Origin of the sequence: Arthrobacter echini (genome assembly GCF_004803505.1) — a bacterium.
GTDB lineage: Bacteria > Actinomycetota > Actinomycetes > Actinomycetales > Micrococcaceae > Arthrobacter_D > Arthrobacter_D echini.
Genome location: NZ_SSWH01000010.1, coordinates 36,877 through 52,151, shown reverse-complemented (window position 1 = coordinate 52,151; position 15,275 = coordinate 36,877). Strand labels below are relative to the sequence as shown.

Annotated in this window: 11 protein-coding genes and 2 pseudogenes; 3 read left to right on the top strand and 10 right to left on the bottom strand. The window is 62.1% G+C overall.

Annotated elements, in window-relative coordinates; all coding sequences use genetic code 11:
* Window positions 1-473: 473 nt before the first annotated feature.
* Window positions 474-1,700: a TniQ family protein gene (locus tag E8P82_RS11620; RefSeq protein ID WP_136455056.1), complete on the bottom strand. Its 1,227-nt coding sequence runs from the start codon at window positions 1,698-1,700 to the stop codon at window positions 474-476.
* A 225-nt stretch (window positions 1,701-1,925) separates the two neighbouring features.
* Complete coding sequence (locus tag E8P82_RS11610; protein WP_136455145.1) at window positions 1,926-3,182, bottom strand: IS256 family transposase; 1,257 nt, start codon at window positions 3,180-3,182, stop codon at window positions 1,926-1,928.
* Between the two features lie 744 nt (window positions 3,183-3,926).
* On the opposite strand from E8P82_RS11610, the pseudogene E8P82_RS15310 reads away from it, so the two are divergent.
* A pseudogene (locus E8P82_RS15310) lies at window positions 3,927-4,322 on the top strand (class I SAM-dependent methyltransferase); the annotation flags it as partial.
* A 50-nt stretch (window positions 4,323-4,372) separates the two neighbouring features.
* Window positions 4,373-4,946, top strand: a pseudogene (locus E8P82_RS11600) (IS256 family transposase); the annotation flags it as partial.
* Between the two features lie 21 nt (window positions 4,947-4,967).
* Here E8P82_RS11600 and E8P82_RS11595 read toward each other — a convergent pair.
* The 4 genes from E8P82_RS11595 to E8P82_RS11580 form a co-directional block, all read right to left on the bottom strand.
* Entirely contained in the window at window positions 4,968-5,501 is a 534-nt protein-coding gene (locus E8P82_RS11595; protein ID WP_136455053.1) for a DUF3093 domain-containing protein, read from the bottom strand.
* A 170-nt stretch (window positions 5,502-5,671) separates the two neighbouring features.
* On the bottom strand, window positions 5,672-7,276 hold the full coding sequence (gene resB, locus E8P82_RS11590) for a cytochrome c biogenesis protein ResB (RefSeq protein ID WP_246021306.1): 1,605 nt from the start codon (window positions 7,274-7,276) through the stop codon (window positions 5,672-5,674).
* A 139-nt stretch (window positions 7,277-7,415) separates the two neighbouring features.
* Entirely contained in the window at window positions 7,416-8,048 is a 633-nt protein-coding gene (locus tag E8P82_RS11585) for a TlpA family protein disulfide reductase (protein WP_136455050.1), read from the bottom strand.
* A gap of 175 nt (window positions 8,049-8,223) precedes the next feature.
* Entirely contained in the window at window positions 8,224-8,973 is a 750-nt protein-coding gene (locus E8P82_RS11580) for a cytochrome c biogenesis CcdA family protein (protein WP_136455048.1), read from the bottom strand.
* A 1,348-nt stretch (window positions 8,974-10,321) separates the two neighbouring features.
* Here E8P82_RS11580 and E8P82_RS11575 point away from each other — a divergent pair.
* Window positions 10,322-11,608 carry an ISL3 family transposase gene (locus E8P82_RS11575; RefSeq protein ID WP_425456031.1) on the top strand — a complete coding sequence of 429 codons (1,287 nt, stop codon included), beginning with the start codon at window positions 10,322-10,324 and terminating at the stop codon, window positions 11,606-11,608.
* Window positions 11,609-11,628: 20 nt separating this feature from the next.
* On the opposite strand, the gene E8P82_RS11570 is transcribed toward E8P82_RS11575, so the two are convergent.
* From E8P82_RS11570 to E8P82_RS11555, 4 genes are all read right to left on the bottom strand, one after another.
* A complete protein-coding gene (locus E8P82_RS11570) occupies window positions 11,629-12,165 on the bottom strand; it encodes a vitamin K epoxide reductase family protein (protein ID WP_316245936.1) in 537 nt (178 codons plus the stop codon).
* A gap of 134 nt (window positions 12,166-12,299) precedes the next feature.
* Entirely contained in the window at window positions 12,300-13,007 is a 708-nt protein-coding gene (locus E8P82_RS11565) for a DsbA family protein (protein ID WP_246021303.1), read from the bottom strand.
* Window positions 13,008-13,119: 112 nt separating this feature from the next.
* Window positions 13,120-14,028, bottom strand: a complete 909-nt coding sequence (locus tag E8P82_RS11560; RefSeq protein WP_211096866.1) for a cation efflux transmembrane domain-containing protein — start codon at window positions 14,026-14,028, stop codon at window positions 13,120-13,122.
* Complete coding sequence (locus E8P82_RS11555) at window positions 14,028-14,372, bottom strand: ArsR/SmtB family transcription factor (RefSeq protein WP_136455045.1); 345 nt, start codon at window positions 14,370-14,372, stop codon at window positions 14,028-14,030. Before E8P82_RS11555 ends, E8P82_RS11560 begins: the two co-directional genes overlap by 1 nt.
* Window positions 14,373-15,275 lie beyond the last annotated feature (903 nt).

Here is a 15,275-nt window from a genome sequence, read left to right as displayed (position 1 = left end):
AAGCCCTCAGGACACGGCCGCTGAGACACATTTCAGCGAGACGACTTTACGAGACAGTCAGGATCTTGAGTTCTAGCGGAAGTTTGTCATTTTCAGTACACGTCTGCACAAATTTCAGTACTCGTCCGCACAGCCCTCCCGTGTCACAGGAAGGGGAACGATCTGTGGGACGGTGCAGCCACATTAGCCTCAGGCCCGCCGACGATCGTCTGCGTTGCCAACGGCGCGATCACAGGTGACCTTCGGAATGGTCAACGTGCCGGACTCACCAATACGTACAGATTCCCCTATTCACCCCGCTACCTCCCTATTGTGCAGAGGAGTAGTAAGCGAGAACGACATTTGTGCAGAGGAGTACGGAAAAATCAGTGCTCAACACTCGCCTGCACAACCCCGAAAACACGCGGCTCGCTGTGCAGACGCGTACTGAAAATGACAAAAACTGTCATTTTCAGTACGCGTCTGCACAGATTTCAGTACTCGTCTGCACAGCCCTTGTTAGTGTCCGACAGGAAGTCGGTAGGTATCTGAAGCTGGACAAAGTCGTCCTGGAGTCTGCGCACGGATCGTTCAGTCCTGCGGCCGTACAGTGCGAAGTTGTAGAGCTGCTGGGCGCTTGCGGAGTTTCCTCTGGCTGCATTAACGGCGGCCTCTTGTGCATCGACCGCTTGTTTCCACAGGTCGTCCAGAGCCCGCACAGCTGGCGCGCTGGCCTGTTTCCTAGCTGGCTGCCTTCCTGAAGGACGCGGCGGGGTTCCGTCGTTGATCCTGCGGTCAGGTTCGGGCGACAGGAGGTGAGCGAGGGTTCCCGACGCGGTGAGCGTGCCGGTTTCGATGTGTTCCATGGCTAGGGCGGCGGCCTCGAGTAGCTGCTGTTGAATCGACCACGGTAAACTTTCGAACGGGCGCCAGAGGAGTAGTCCGGCCCGGAACGGGTATCCACAGTGCTCCCAGAGAAGGCGGATCTCCTCCAGCTGTCGCCGCCCACATTGTGCTTCGACGGCCGAAAGCTCATCCAGAAGGGTCCGCAGCAGCCGAAACCAGATGCCTGCGTGGACACGACGCCGGGGTAGGTTGACCGATCCTGTCGTTATCGCCTGCCAGGTGCGCTGATCCATAAGTGCGACGGAGTCCGATACCTGCGATGGAGCAGCGGCAACAAAGGTCCACCGCCGGTATTCCGGCGCCTGGCCCGCGTAGGTTTCGAGGCGGCGGCGATGACTCGGACAGCTCAGCATGAGCGGCAGCTGCCAGAAAAGGACAAGCGCCACGGGTTCGGTAGATGTCAGGCATTCACGGCAGGCCTTGTGAATCCTGTGCTTTGGCAGCCAAGGTAGCCACTGAGCGGGATCGTGAAGTTTGCGTCGTCTGTGCGGCAGCAGCACTGAGAACTGGTGGACATAGGCGCGATAGGCCTCGGGATCCGGGTTCATGCTGTCGAACAGCCATGGTGTCCAGCCGATCATGCTCATTACGGCCACCCGGTCTCGGCTGACACCGCTGCGCCGGCTTAGTTCCGTCAACAGAGTGGCTGGCGGATTATGGTCGAGCTCCTGGTCCTGAAGGTTTCCGTGACCCAGCCCGTGCGCCAGTAGTTCGGAGGCTTCCATTCCGTAAGCGCTAGCGAGCCGGCGCAGCCAGGAGGAGAGAGCCTCGGCCTGGACCGGAGCGGGGTGGAGGGGCCAGTGCGTGGGCTTCACTTCAGATCACGTTCAAACTTCTGGCGCCGGGCACTGGGACCGTCATAGCCAGCCAAGTTCAGCGTGCGGCGGTTGATTGATTCTTCTCCGCTTTCCACGGCGGCGATCGCCGCAGCGGTCAGCAGGCGGGTGAGTTCCCCGATGGTTCCCTCACTTCGGGTCAGCAGATGGTCAAGTCCCTGGAGGTGGTGTAGCGGTTGGTGATCCTTCTGGTCTTGGTTTCGGTTAGGCGCTGAGTTCGAGGGCGGGCTGGTCGGTCACCTCGTTCCCGGTGTCGGGTACGAGGGTGAGGCGGCTCTTGGCGAGGATGTCGAGGCCGAGGTAGCGGCGGCCTTCGGCCCATTCGTCGGTTTGCTCGGCGAGGACCGCCCCGACGAGGCGGATGATCGCGTCCCGGTTGGGGAAGATCCCGACGCTGTCAGTGCGACGGCGGATCTCCCTGTTGAGTCGTTCGTTGGGGTTGTTGGACCAGATCTGTTGCCAGAGCCCTTCGGGGAAGCCGGTGAAGGCAAGGATGTCCGCACGGGCACCATCGAGGTGTTCGTGGGCGGCGGGGAGCTTGTCCTGGACGTAGTCCAGGAGCCGGTCGAACTGGGCGTGCACGGCAGCGGCGTCGGGCTGGTCATACACCGAGTGCAGCATCGCTTTGACGGCCGGCCACAGGCTCTTCGGGGTCACCGACATCAGGTTCGCCGCGTAGTGGGTGCGGCAGCGCTGCCAGGAAGCTCCGGGCAGGTTCGCGTTGATGGCCTCGACCAGCCCGCGGTGGGCGTCCGAGGTGACCAGGCGGACCCCGGTCAGACCGCGTGCGACGAGGTCCGCGAAGAACGTGTTCCACGCGGACCCGGTCTCGGAGGTCGCCACGCGTAGGCCGAGGACTTCGCGGCGCCCGTCGGCGTTGACGCCAGTCGCAATCAGGATGACGGCGTTGATGACCCGCCCGCCTTCGCGGACCTTCATCGTCAGTGCGTCCGCGGCAACGAATGTGAACGGGCCGGCGTCCCCGAGGGGGCGGTGACGGAACTGATCGACCTGCTCATCGAGCTCCGCCGCCATCCTGGAGACCTGGGACTTCGACAGGGAGTTGATGCCCAAGGTTTTGACGAGCTTGTCCATCCGGCGGGTGCTGCCGCCGGCGAGGTAGCAGTCCGCCACGACGGTGATCAGCGCAGTCTCGGCCCGTTTGCGGCGCTCGAGCAACCACTCCGGGAAATAGGTGCCAGAGCGTAGCTTCGGAACAGCGACATCGATCGTGCCGGCCCTGGTGAGCGTACGCATCAAGCCCGCCCCGTACGAGCCTGTGCCCTCAACCCCGACGAGCACGAGCTGACCGAAGCCCACCAACCACGAATGCAGTGCGTCATAGCCAGCAGGCGTTGCAGGAAATTCGCGATCTCCCAATTCCCGACCGAGCCCATCAACAACTGCCACATGATGAGTTCGCGAGTGAGTATCCACGCCGCCGAACACATCCAGTGCCATAAGGTCATTTGTCATCCGTCTCTATCCCTGCCTTTCAATGCCAACCGTGCGGACTGGCACGTACCGGTCCGAGCTGGCGGACAGGACAGTGATGAGGGCTTCTGCTCGCGCTCCTATGAGGTCACGCAGTTCGACCGGTCACGTGCATGGCATCCCCAGGGCGAAGATCGACAAATCCCATGCAAAGGCAGTCAACGACGCCCGTCGACAATCGAGTCAGACCCCCTCCTGGGGATGCCACCTCCATCATCACTGTCAACAATATGAGGAGCGGTCATCGTGAAGATGCCTTTCGAGTGGATGTGAGAGTTTTCTCGAAGGACCACACGGTGACCGCGTCCACGTCTCAATCGACGAGCCCAGCCACCATGCGCTACACCACTCTAAGGGGCACTACTACTGAAAATGACAGCAGAACTAAGTGGTGCTCAAAGGATCGGGGTTAATCACTGGTCGCTAGAGAGGCTCGCCTCCTGCCCACCTGTGCACGGCACAAGCTCCCCACGCTCCGCTGCTTGTCCCGCACACACCTGGACAGCAGGAACCAACGGACCGCCTGCACACACCCACCTACCTCACCAACGCGGGAACACTCACCTCGAGCGAACGGTGGATGTGCACAGCCTCCTCATCGACGTGGTCGCGCACACCATGAACTGGTCCTCCTAGAACTAAAAAAACTAATAGTGGCAATAGGGATCATGGCGGCGATGTCAGCTGTAGCCCCCGCCTAGACTCGGATGCATGCTTGATGATGTCGGCAACGCATACTCACGTCGTGCAACCGAGTACACCGAGATCCTCGGTTCGATGGATGTAGTGCACCCCTTGGACCGTCAGCTCGTTTCCTCTTGGGCTGATGCTATTGATGGCCAGATAATCGACGCGGGCTGCGGGCCAGGCCACTGGACGAACTTCCTTCGTGAGCGCGGAGCTGCCGCACATGGTGTGGATCTGGTACCCGAATTCGTCGACAGAGCGCGCAGCGCATATCCCGGTGTGCCGTTCAGTGTCAACAGCCTCGAGACCTTTGATGCCGCACCAGGAACGGTGAGCGGGATTCTGTCGTGGTACTCACTCATCCACCACGAGCCCAGCACGATCAGGATCCCCCTCCTGGAGTTCGCCCGCGCGCTTCGCCCCGGCGGCGCGCTGCTCCTCGGCTTCTTCGAAAGCGCCGTCATTGAAGAGTTCGCGCACGCGGCGTCACGGACACGTTCTTCCTCGTCTGCGACGGGCTCAAGGGCCTTCCAGAGGTGGTGGGCAACGTCTGGCCCCGCACGACGGTCCAGACATGCATCATCCATTTGATTCGCAACACGTTCCGCTTGGCGTCGAAGAAGGACTGGGACGCGCTCAAGCGAGATGTGAAACCGATCTACACCGCCCCGAACCACATCGCCGCGAGGGCGGCGCTAGAGGACCTCGACGAGAAATGGGGCAAAAAGTACGCAGCGATCACCCGGCTCTGGAACAGCGCGTGGGAAGAGTTCATCCCGTTCCTGGACTACGACGTCGAGATCCGCAAGGTGATCTGCTCGACCAAATGCGATCGAGCCTCTCAACGCCCGCTACCGGCGTGCTGTGAGGGCCCGTGGACACTTCCCGACAGAGCAGGCTGCGTTGAAGTGCCTGTATCTTGTCACTCGTAGCCTGGACCCCACCGGTCAGGGCCGCACCCGATGGACAGTACGGTGGAAGCCCGCTCTCAACGCCTTCGCCATCACCTTCGCCGACCGCTGGCCGGCAGCAGAAACCTACTAATGAAAACCGCCGGAAACACCGTTAATGAGATAGTCCCTCCTGTTTAGATTGAAAACGGGTGTCGTTCAGGGTTCGGCTAAGTACCTGCGGCCGCCGGGAAGAGAAGAGCCAGTAGGGTGCCTTGTCCTCCTCGTCTAACACTTCAACGCGGACCACTCCGTCGATCCATCCGCGGATGCAGAGGTAGGCCAGACCATGCAAGCGATTACCCCGTTGTGCTGTGGCATTCTCACCGATGAAACCTTGGGCTCGGCCTAGATACTGTCGCTCGATGGTCGCTCGTCCCACACGTACTTCTGCGTTTGTTACGCGGATCGTGGGCGTTGAGACGATGAGCGCGAAGACCAAAACAGCCAAGGTGATGGCGGCTGCGACGACGCCGATCAGCATATTGATCGGCGCGAAGATGACAGCGGGCACGATGGATAGGCCGATGGTGACGACCCAGATCCCGACGCTCGGATAAAGGCGCTCTTCGTACAGGAAACTGCCCCCCTGAGCCGGGGGCTTCGTGGTGAGTGGAGTGCGGTTCGGGATTTCGTGTGGCTGATCCATGGGTGAAGTCCGATCTGCGTAATGGATGGTGGTGACTGGTGCCTGGGAAGTTATTGGTGAGGATGATGTCGACAATGAGCAGCAGGGCGGCGGCCGGGTCACTGGTGGATTCATCCCATAGGGCAGGCATGTGGGGTTAGCGCTGTGGCGAATCAATGAGTAGGTGCACGTCACCGGTCACGAACCCGAGGGTCATCAGATGGACGTACGAGTGTCTCGGGCTCGTGGGCTGGGGTGACGCCCCAGTAGGACGACAGTGCCTGCTCGAGTCGAGTGGCCTCATTCCGTAGACCCGGGTCTTCTCCCCGCGCGAGGAGTCCGTACTCGAGGATCGTGCCTGCCTCCGGTGTTGCACTCGCTTTGATCCATGCGCGCCGACGCGTGGTGATGAGCGAGAGGATGAGGCCGGTCAGGGCGAGGGAGGAGAAGACCAGAGCACCGATCTTGCCCGGATCGTAGGTGATGTCGAGGGCGACGAAACGTTTCAAATCGTCGAACGTGATCGACCCTCGCCCCTCGGGTAAATCGTAGGTTTGCCCGGGCTCGAGCACGATGCCGCCTCCGTCCAGGTCCCGCCCGTTGAGTTGAATCAGGTCCGTGGTGTCCAGTTGATACACCGATCGCGGCGTTCCATCGTCTAGGCCGAGATCGCCATAGTAGGAGTTAAGGTTCAGCCGCGGGTTGAAAGGATCCGGGTCGGATCCAAAAGCCAGACCTTCGCTGTCAACAACAGCAGTGGGAAGAAAGAAACCGACGAATCCCAGCTGGTCAGGATTTGAGTCAGGAGCCTTGATGACAATGGTCGATGTGTAGGCAGAGTCCGTCGGTTGGGACGGAACGGGGCCAGAGAAGGCGATATTTCCTTCCCCGTCGCGGACCTCAATGACGGGTGCATATCCATTCCCGACGAGATATACATTCGTGCCGCCGATGCCGATGGGGGCGTTGACCTTCAGAACCCGGTCCTCAGCAGGTTGGTCCGGGCTTTCCTGCACGGTCATTCGCGCGGTGAAGTCCAAGGGCTGTCCGTAGGTACCTTGCTCGTCCCGGTTGAAGCGGACATCGAAGTCGTTCAGGGTTAACGCGAAGGGAGTGAGGGTGCCGGGGTCGAAGTTGGTGCCGGGGGAAAAGGAGTCATAACCGACGAGGGCGTTGGTGAAACCTTCCCCCTCGACGATGAGTTTCTGTCCCCTGTAGCCGAACATCCCGCCGATAGCAGCGGATATCAGCACGCCGATGAGAGCGGTGTGGAACAGCAGGTTCCCTGCTTCCTTCATGAAACCCCGCTCTGCACCCACCGACGGTGTGGCCGTGTCTGCGTCGCGGATGTCGACCCTGTACCGGAGCTTGCGTAGGATCGCTGCGGCGTCCCTGACTGCCGTGGCCGGGTCGGGGGCAGGCGTTTGCGCGCCGTCACTGTTCAGGACGATGCTCCCGTGCTGAGGGAGTCGCGAGAACCCTCGGGGTGTGCGCGGAGGTGCTGATCGCAGTGCTTTCAGGTGAGCTTTGGTGCGAGGGAGGACGCATCCGACGAGAGAGGTGAAGAGAAGGAGGTAGATCGCCGAGAACCAGACCGAGGAGAAGACATCGAACATCTGCAGGCGGTCAAGCCAGAGACCGGTATCGGGGTTGTCCTTCAAGTACTGGGTGACGACCGCAGGATTGGCTCGGCGTTGCGGGAACAGTGAGCCGGGGACGGCGGCCACGGCCAGCAGCAGTAACAACTGCAGGGCCGTCCTCATGCTGGTGAGCTGCCGCCACACCCAGCGGAGCATTTCACCGGCGCTCAGACTGGAAACCGAGATCTCGTCTATCTGTCCAGGCCTCGGATCGAGACCGCGCTCGGACGCTTGGTCGGGTGCTTGGTCGGGTGCTTGGTCGGGTGCTTGGTCGGGTGCTTGTTGGGGTGTGGGATTAGCTGGCATCGTCGGCTCCTGCTGTCGTCGGCGGTGCAGGTGGTGTGGCGGGGTTGCCTTCAGCGAGTGTGTCTGCGATCAGGGTCCTCAAGGTGCTTTCGTCGGCGATTCCGAGGATACGGGCGCTGACGTGCCCCTGCCGGTCGAGGACCAGGGTTGTGGGTACGGCCTGCGGTGGAACATACCGGGTGAGGCTAAGAAGTAGCTTCCCATCGCGGTCTACGAAACTGGGATAAGTGATGCCGAAATTCCGTTCGAATGCCTCAGCCGTAGGTTTTTCGTCGCGGACGTTGATGCCATAGAACCGGACGCCTTCGGGCGCGAAGAAGGTGTTCAGTGTCTGCAGCATGGGCGCTTCGACCCGGCAGGGAGCGCAGGCCGCGTACCAGACATTCAGGACGACGACGTCGCCTGCCCATTGGCCGGAGTCGACGGTCGTTCCGTCGAAGAGCTCACCTGAGACGTCCACGGGTTCGCTCCGGGAACCGGGAGCGTACTCGGCGACTGACCCATCACCGGCAATATAGTTTTTTTCGTCGCCGGCGGCGGCCTGCTCGGCAAGGGAGTTGTTCTGCGCCGAGCATCCAGTGACGAGCAATGTCGCCACCAGCAGAGCTACGAGGCTGGACATGCGCGCGTGGAGGCGCGACCTTCGCGGCGCCGAGGCTTCCCCTAGGCGCACACGCGGCGCACACGGAGCTCCTGGTGCGAAGGGTAAATTTCGGGCGGTATACGTGGGAACACTCATGAGGAGATCTCTTCTCGATCGTGGTGTGCGCGGTGGTGGGATGCGTTCGGCGGAAGCATCAGACGGGGGTGAGGAAGGTTCCTGCGAGGTTCTGGAGCTGGTAGATCCACAGCATCCAGAGGCCGGTCACCATGAGGACTCCAACCGCGATGAGCAGGGCTCCGCCGATGAGGTTGAAGACGCGGATGTGGCGTCGAACGAAAGACAGCGCGGTGGTAACCCATTGCACTCCGAGCGCAACGAGGATGAACGGTATGCCTAGGCCGAGGCAGTAGACGAAACCGAGGAGCGCGCCACGCCACGCCGTGCCGGTGGTGGTGCTCAGTGCCAGGACTGCGCTCAGGGTGGGGCCCATGCAGGGCGTCCAGCCCAGACCGAAGACCACACCGAGCAGGGGTGCACCGGCGACGCCGGTGCGAGGCCGCCACGACATTTTGGCGGTCCGCTGGAGGAATGATAGCTGGCCGATCAGAGCCAGTCCCATCACGATGACGAACACGCCGAGAACCCGGATCAGGGGGTCCTGCCAGCGGAGTAGCCAGGAACCGATGACACCGAACGCAGCACCGTAGAGGGTGAACACGAGGGCGAAGCCGAGGATGAACAGGGCCACCCCGGTCAGCAGTCTGCGCCGGTTGTCCGGTCGGCTTGGTTCTGCCAGGCCAGACACGTAGCCCAGATAGCCGGGGATGAGCGGCAGGATGCAGGGGGAGAGGAAGGACACGAGCCCTGCGATCATCGCCAGCGGTATCGCGGCCAGCAGCGCCCCGGACTGGACGCCGTCCGCGAAGTATTCGCCGATGGTCATCGGTGATGTACCGGCCAGGCCGTGGTGATTGCCGGGCAGATGAGAGTTTCAGGGTGATGCGTGGAGGTCATAGTTATGGTCCTTGGAACGCAACAGCACACAGCAGGAAAGCGTGAGAGCGCTGCGCGAGAAGTAGATAGGAGTCGTCCGGCAGTCGTGAACCGTGGCGAAGGAGTGGGGTGTGCTTGAGGGGAGCGCTGAATCCTAGATGCGGCTGATCGACAGTTGCAATAAGGAGACGCCGTCCGAGTGCCGAGGGGCCGGAATCGAAGGTTGTACCTCGCGCGGCCTGTCACTACCGGGTAGGAAGAACATGGCGCGAAAACAATAAAGGCCAAGAAGACCAGCAACTATGAGCACCATCGAACACAAGGTGGTCGCAACCACATGCCCCTCGGGACAAGCGGCAGCATACAGATCTCCCAAGAGAGCGTCCTGACCCAAGTTTTGCCCTGTAAGAGGGGACGGGCTCTGGTGAAGGACGTCGGCAGGCATCGGGGCTGCGGGGGCGGAAGGTTCCTGCTGCAAGATGGCCGTCATGGAGGCAGGCTGTACGGGTACGCCACTGCTGTCGGAAAGCGCGGGGCCGGCCCACACGTGCAGGATGGTGATGCCCAGCAGGAGAACGAGGACCCGCAGGTGCCACCGGGCCGGCGAGGAAACGGCAGAGGGGTTCAAGAACATCATCCGATGCATGGCTCTCCCAATGCTCCTGCTACATCGTTCGTCTTTAACGAGCTGGTCTCCCCCCATTCTACCGGTGGACAGTAACGTCCCTGATCCAGGAGGTGCCTCTCAGCCCCGAGCCCGGCCGACCTCAATGAAGCGGCACATCACCTTCAGCCACGGACCATGAATCTGGCAGCACCCGAAGCAGTTCGGAGAGCCACTGATTAGACCGCGTCCCCCAAGGAGGACCCCATCTGTTCGTCAACTTAGCGGGTGAGACAAAGTGTTCGGGACCTGCGAATACAGGTGCTCCAAGGACGTGGGTTGCCGCACGGGTGGGTGATTGCTGGTTATAAGTGGTTATGAACGAAGTGCTGCGCAGAGGAGTGATGCTGTCTGTACTGACATGTTTATTTTCAATTCCATCAACTATTGGGCTGAGAGCGATCTGGGTGGTACCGGAGCGGTTATAGGGCTCTTCTTACTTGAGGTGGGTGTGGCCGGGTGGCACGGCGTGAGTGCGTGAGTGGCGGAAAAGGTCGAGACCTTCCAATATCGGCAGTGACTAAGCTGACCGACCGGAAAGGCCTCGACAATGTCCGAGCCTACGGCGTGCGACCGAGCATGCCCATCTTCTGCATCGCCTCCTACCTCGCCGTTTTACTGCTCGCGGTGTGATCTGCTGGTGGGCCTTAAAGGGTTCCACGTCATCGACGTCAGCGAGCACGCCAGCGTCGTCCGGGCGATCGTTGAATCACCCGTCAGCCCGGTGGGTTGTCATGGGTGTGGTGTTGTGGCGAACAGCCACGGCAGACGCGATGTCAGCCTGATCGACGTCCCGTGTTTCGGGCGGCCGGTCCGGCTGATCTGGCGCAAACGCACCTGGCGATGCGCCCAAGAGCAGTGCTCGACGCGGTCGTTCACCGAGCAGCACGAGGACCTCGCCGGCCCGCGGGCGTTGCTCACGAGGCGGGCGTGTTGGTGGGCGATCGGCCAGCTACGCCGCGAACACGCCTCCGTGGCCGGCCTCGCACGGCAGCTCGGGACCACATGGCGCACCATCTGGCGTTCCATCAGAGGGCTGCTCGAGGCGATGGCTGCTGACCCGGCCAGGTTCGAGAACGTCACCACCCTCGGGGTCGATGAGCACATCTGGCACCACGTTTCCACCAAGCCGGTCAGTGCGGGCGGGCGCGGCCCGAAAGAACTCACAGGCATGGTCGATCTGACCCGTGACGCGCGTGGTCGCGTCCGCGCGAGGCTGCTGGACCTGGTGCCGGGCCGCTCGGGGAAGGCCTACGCGGACTGGCTCACGGAGCGCGGCGAGGTCTTCCGGGCGGGGGTGAAGATCGCTGCTTTGGATCCGTTCCAGGGTTATAAGAGTGCGATCGATGACCAGCTCGAGGATGCTGTCGCGGTCCTGGACGCTTTCCATGTCGTAAAACTCGGGACCGCTGCGGTCGACGAGTGCCGGCGCCGGATCCAGCAAGAGACCCTGGGACACCGGGGCAGGAAAGGCGACCCGCTCTACGGGATCCAGAACCTCCTGCGTGCTGGGGCCGAGAAGCTCACCGACAAACAGAACGCAAGGTTCGATACCGCGATCGCATCCAACGAGGACGCGCACCTGCCCGTCTATATCGCCTGGTCCTGCGCCCAGCAGCTCCGCTCCGCCTACCGGCACCCCAACCCGCACCAAGGGCGAAGAATCGCCGAGCAGATCCTCGACTCCTTCCCGAGCTGCCCGATCCCGGAGATCGCCCGTCTCGGCAGGACCTTGAAACGGTGGCGGGAGGCGTTCCTGGCGTACTTCACCACCAACCGCTCCAACAACGGCGGGACAGAGGCCGTGAACGGACTCATTGAGCTCCACCGCCGCGTCGCCCGTGGCTTCCGCAACCGCGACAACTACCGGTTGCGGATGCTCCTCATCGGCAGCGGACTCGCCCACCCCCACCTCAAGTAAGAAGAGCCGGTTATAGAAACCTAGGTGAAGACGTGGAGGAAGCGGAAAAACACGGATGCGGTGACGGCAATGTAGGTGAGAACAATGATCGGTCCGGTCCATGCCGCGAGCCCGCGGGTGAATGAGACCGGTGCGGGAATGATGCCGTGAACTAGGTTGCGAACGGTGGTGAGGATGAACAAGGGGATCATCGCCGCCCACACGATCATGCAGTAGAGGCAGAGGATGTAGATGTCGAACAGGGCTTGGCTCCACAGCCAGGTCGCGAACACCGCCCCGAGGGTGACGCCGACCTGCAGGCCTGCCCAGTACCAGCGGTTTAATTGGGCGCCGGCGAATAAGGCCATACCGGTGGTGATGATGATCGTGAAGCCGACGAGTCCGATGAAGGGGTTGGGAAAGCCGAAGAGCTCGGATTGCCAGGTTTCCATGACCTGCCCGCAGGATACCCAGGGGTTGATGTCGCAGCTCGTGACGTGGTCCGGGTTCCGATACAGCTCGAGCTTTTCGAGGATCAGGATGCCGGCAGCAACCCAGCCGGTGACGCCGGTGGCCACGAGTATGATTCCGAACGGGACCCTGCGTGTGAAGCCGGGTAGCGATTCGTCGTCGTCGCGTGCAGATCTCTGGTCTGATGGAGCGTTATTGATTGTTGGGTGCGCCATAGCGGTCTTTCGCCGGTGAGGGTAGGTCAATCCGCGATGGCGGTTTCGATGAGGCTGCGGAATTCTTCGATCGTGGCAGGCTGGATTTTCCGTCCGTCGAGGAAAAAGGTCGGGGTTCCCTCGACGTTTAGGGCCATGCCGTCGTTCTTGTCGATGGTTACGCGCTTCGTCGTTGCGGGATCAGCGATGGCCGCGTCGTAGGCGGCCATGTCCAGGCCCAGGTCCTCGGCGTAGCCCCTGAAGAGCGGCGACCGATCCTCATCGGTTTCACCCCACTCGCTCTGCGTCTCATACATGCGGGCGTGCATCTCCTTGAACTTGCCCTGCTGCGCGGCGGCTTCGACAGCGACAGCCGCGGTTTCAGAGTTCCGGTGCCCGGGCAACGGGAAGTATCGCGCGACGACGGTCAGGTTTTCCCCGTACTCCTCGGAGAGGTCGTCCACGACCGGGTACGCGGCGAGGCAGGCTTCGCATTCGAAGTCGAGGAACTCGACCAGGACGGCCTTCTCCTCCGGTGCCTGGGACAGCCGGTGGCTGTCCTCACGGACGACCTCGGCCGTTGCGGTGATCGTGCCCGAGGCCTGCCCCTTGTCCTTACTGAGAGCATTGAACAGGACCAGCAGACCGACGACGAGGGCGACGGCAGCGAGTAGGCCGATCACGATCCGGTTCTGCAGGCTCAGGCCCCTTTTCGCGTCAGGGGCCTTAACTGGAGCGGGGGCAGGGGTCGGCACGATGGTGTCTCCTCGTCATGGAACTGCGTGGTCCTGCTCATTCCCCGCCGAATGCAGGGGAACTCATGGTGAACCCGGGTGGATCCGGGTAAATCGGGGCTTGCTTCGTGTTCTAATCGTGCGTGCAGCAAGTACAGGATGCCTTCGCAGGCGTTGACGGCATGTTTGCTGGTGTGCCTGCCGGAAGGCTTCCCATGGCAACGGGTTCTGCGGGTCGTACTCCCAGTATCAACGGTGAGAGCCCCAGGGAAGTGCCCGTCATCGCAGCGATTGAGTCCGTCGAGGTGTCGGTGCTACGGCACGAGTCCGTACCGCCGTCTGGGGTGCCCCCATGGGTATCACTGCTTTCGTCGTCGAGGGTTTCAAAGGACGGCGCGCAGCAGGAGTCGCCCTTCCACGCCTCAAGGCCTTCCTTGATGGCGACGGCGGCAATAACCAGGGCTGCGATCGGATCGGCCCAGGACCAGCCGAGGATGCTGTTGAGCAGCAGACCCACCAGCAGGACCCCGGATAGATAGGTGCACAGCAGGGTCTGCTTCGAGTCTGCGACAGCCGAGCGTGAACCGAGCTCCCGTCCGGCCCGGCGCTGCGCCCACGACAGGAACGGCATCACGGCAAGGCTCACCGCGGCGAGGACGATCCCCACCGACGAGTGCTGGACATCGGATGCGCCGAGCAGGGTCCGGATGGCATCGAGGGTCACGAACGCGGCGAGCCCGAAGAACGAGAACGCGATCAGGCGCAGCGCAGTCTTCTCTCGGGCTTCGGGGTCGCGGCCGGCGAACTGCCAAGCCACGGCCGCCGCGGAGAGGACCTCCACGATGGAGTCCAGACCGAACCCAATCAGAGCGCTCGAGGACGCAACAGTGCCGGCGCTTATGGCGACAATTGCTTCGATAACGTTATAGGTGATGGTCGCGGCGACGAAGAGTCGGATCCGCCGGGACAGGACCGCACGCCGCTGCACTGTCGGCGCTGGGGGTGCTGGGTGCGCCGAGGTGGATGGAGTGTGGGCGCTCATCAGCAGCAGGCCTTTTCATTGATGTGATTCGTTGTAGTGGTGCAGCAGCACTCGATATCAGTAACCGCGACGACGTCCAAGAGGGCAGTCAGGGCGTCACCGAGTTTCCTGTCGGCAAGCTCGTAGCGGACCCGCCGACCTTCAGGAACTGCGACGACCAGGCCACAGCCGCGCAAGCAGGTCAGATGGTTGGATAGGTTCTGCCGACTCACCCCAGCCAATTCGGCTAGGTCGCTGGGGTAGGCGGGCCCCTTCCGAAGGGTTAAGAGCACCTGCGCACGGGTCGGATCCGACAGGGCGTAGCCGAACTTCGCGAGTACGGCCGACTGCAGCAAGGTTTTCACACCACCAATAATACATTGTCATGTGTATCGATGGTGGGTGGGACACATGGGTCAGGAACATACTTGACCTGTCGACGCGTCGATGGGGCGTCGATGGGGCGTCGAGACGCCGATACCGGTCACACCGGTACCGTCAGCTTCTGGTTGGATTATGCCGTTGAGGGACGGTCCGCGGCGCGGTTGAGAACGAAGAGAAAGCACCGGTCAGCAATGGTGCGACGGTAGTGTCAACAGGGCAAAAATGAGCGATGGGGACGAGGAGGAAAGGCGGCATGCAGGTCACTGCTCCAGCACGCTTTGTCCGGTCCATGATCGTGACGTCCTGTATGACATCCCTCGCGCTCGGCGCGCATGTAACAGGTCGAGGTTCTTTGCCCGCGTGGCCCCTGCTCGTTGGGCTGGCACTGTTCGCCCTGATGCCAGTTGCCTTTCTGGCAGGACGCCGGCTTTCCCTCCCGGTTCTAAGTGGTCTGCTTGGGGGCGGTCAAATCCTGTTGCATCATGCATTCGAGATGCTCTCGAGCCGGGCATCTTGTGCACCACAGGGCGTGCATGGTGTTGTGGCGAATCATGCAGCCGCCGTAATGCAGTGCTCACCCATCGAGTCGACGTCCGGGCATCTTGTCCCGCACCTGGTCGACAGTGGTGCGACTCCGGTCATGGTGATTGGACACCTGCTGGCCGTCGTCGTGATGGTCTGGGTCCTCTCCCGCGGTGAGGACGCTTTCTGGTCTCTCCTGGCCTGGCTGCGCCCCCCCATCGGGCTGCCCATAACGGCGCCAGTGATTGGGTATCCACAGTTGGCCGAATACGCCGAACGGCCTGTCGCTCCCCCCGCCCGACGGAATGTGCCGAGCGATGTGCGACGAGGCCCCCCACCATTCCCCGCCCCGGAGAGTGGCA

Bases quoted from the DNA above. Each gene is read 5' to 3' on its own strand.
- E8P82_RS11610 (WP_136455145.1), bottom strand. From the start codon at position 3,182: ATGGCACTGGATGTGTTCGGCGGCGTGGATACTCACTCGCGAACTCAT.
- E8P82_RS11595 (WP_136455053.1), bottom strand. From the start codon at position 5,501: ATGGATCAGCCACACGAAATCCCGAACCGCACTCCACTCACCACGAAG.
- resB (WP_246021306.1), bottom strand. From the start codon at position 7,276: ATGCTCCGCTGGGTGTGGCGGCAGCTCACCAGCATGAGGACGGCCCTG.
- E8P82_RS11585 (WP_136455050.1), bottom strand. From the start codon at position 8,048: ATGTCCAGCCTCGTAGCTCTGCTGGTGGCGACATTGCTCGTCACTGGA.
- E8P82_RS11580 (WP_136455048.1), bottom strand. From the start codon at position 8,973: ATGACCATCGGCGAATACTTCGCGGACGGCGTCCAGTCCGGGGCGCTG.
- E8P82_RS11560 (WP_211096866.1), bottom strand. From the start codon at position 14,028: ATGAGCGCCCACACTCCATCCACCTCGGCGCACCCAGCACCCCCAGCG.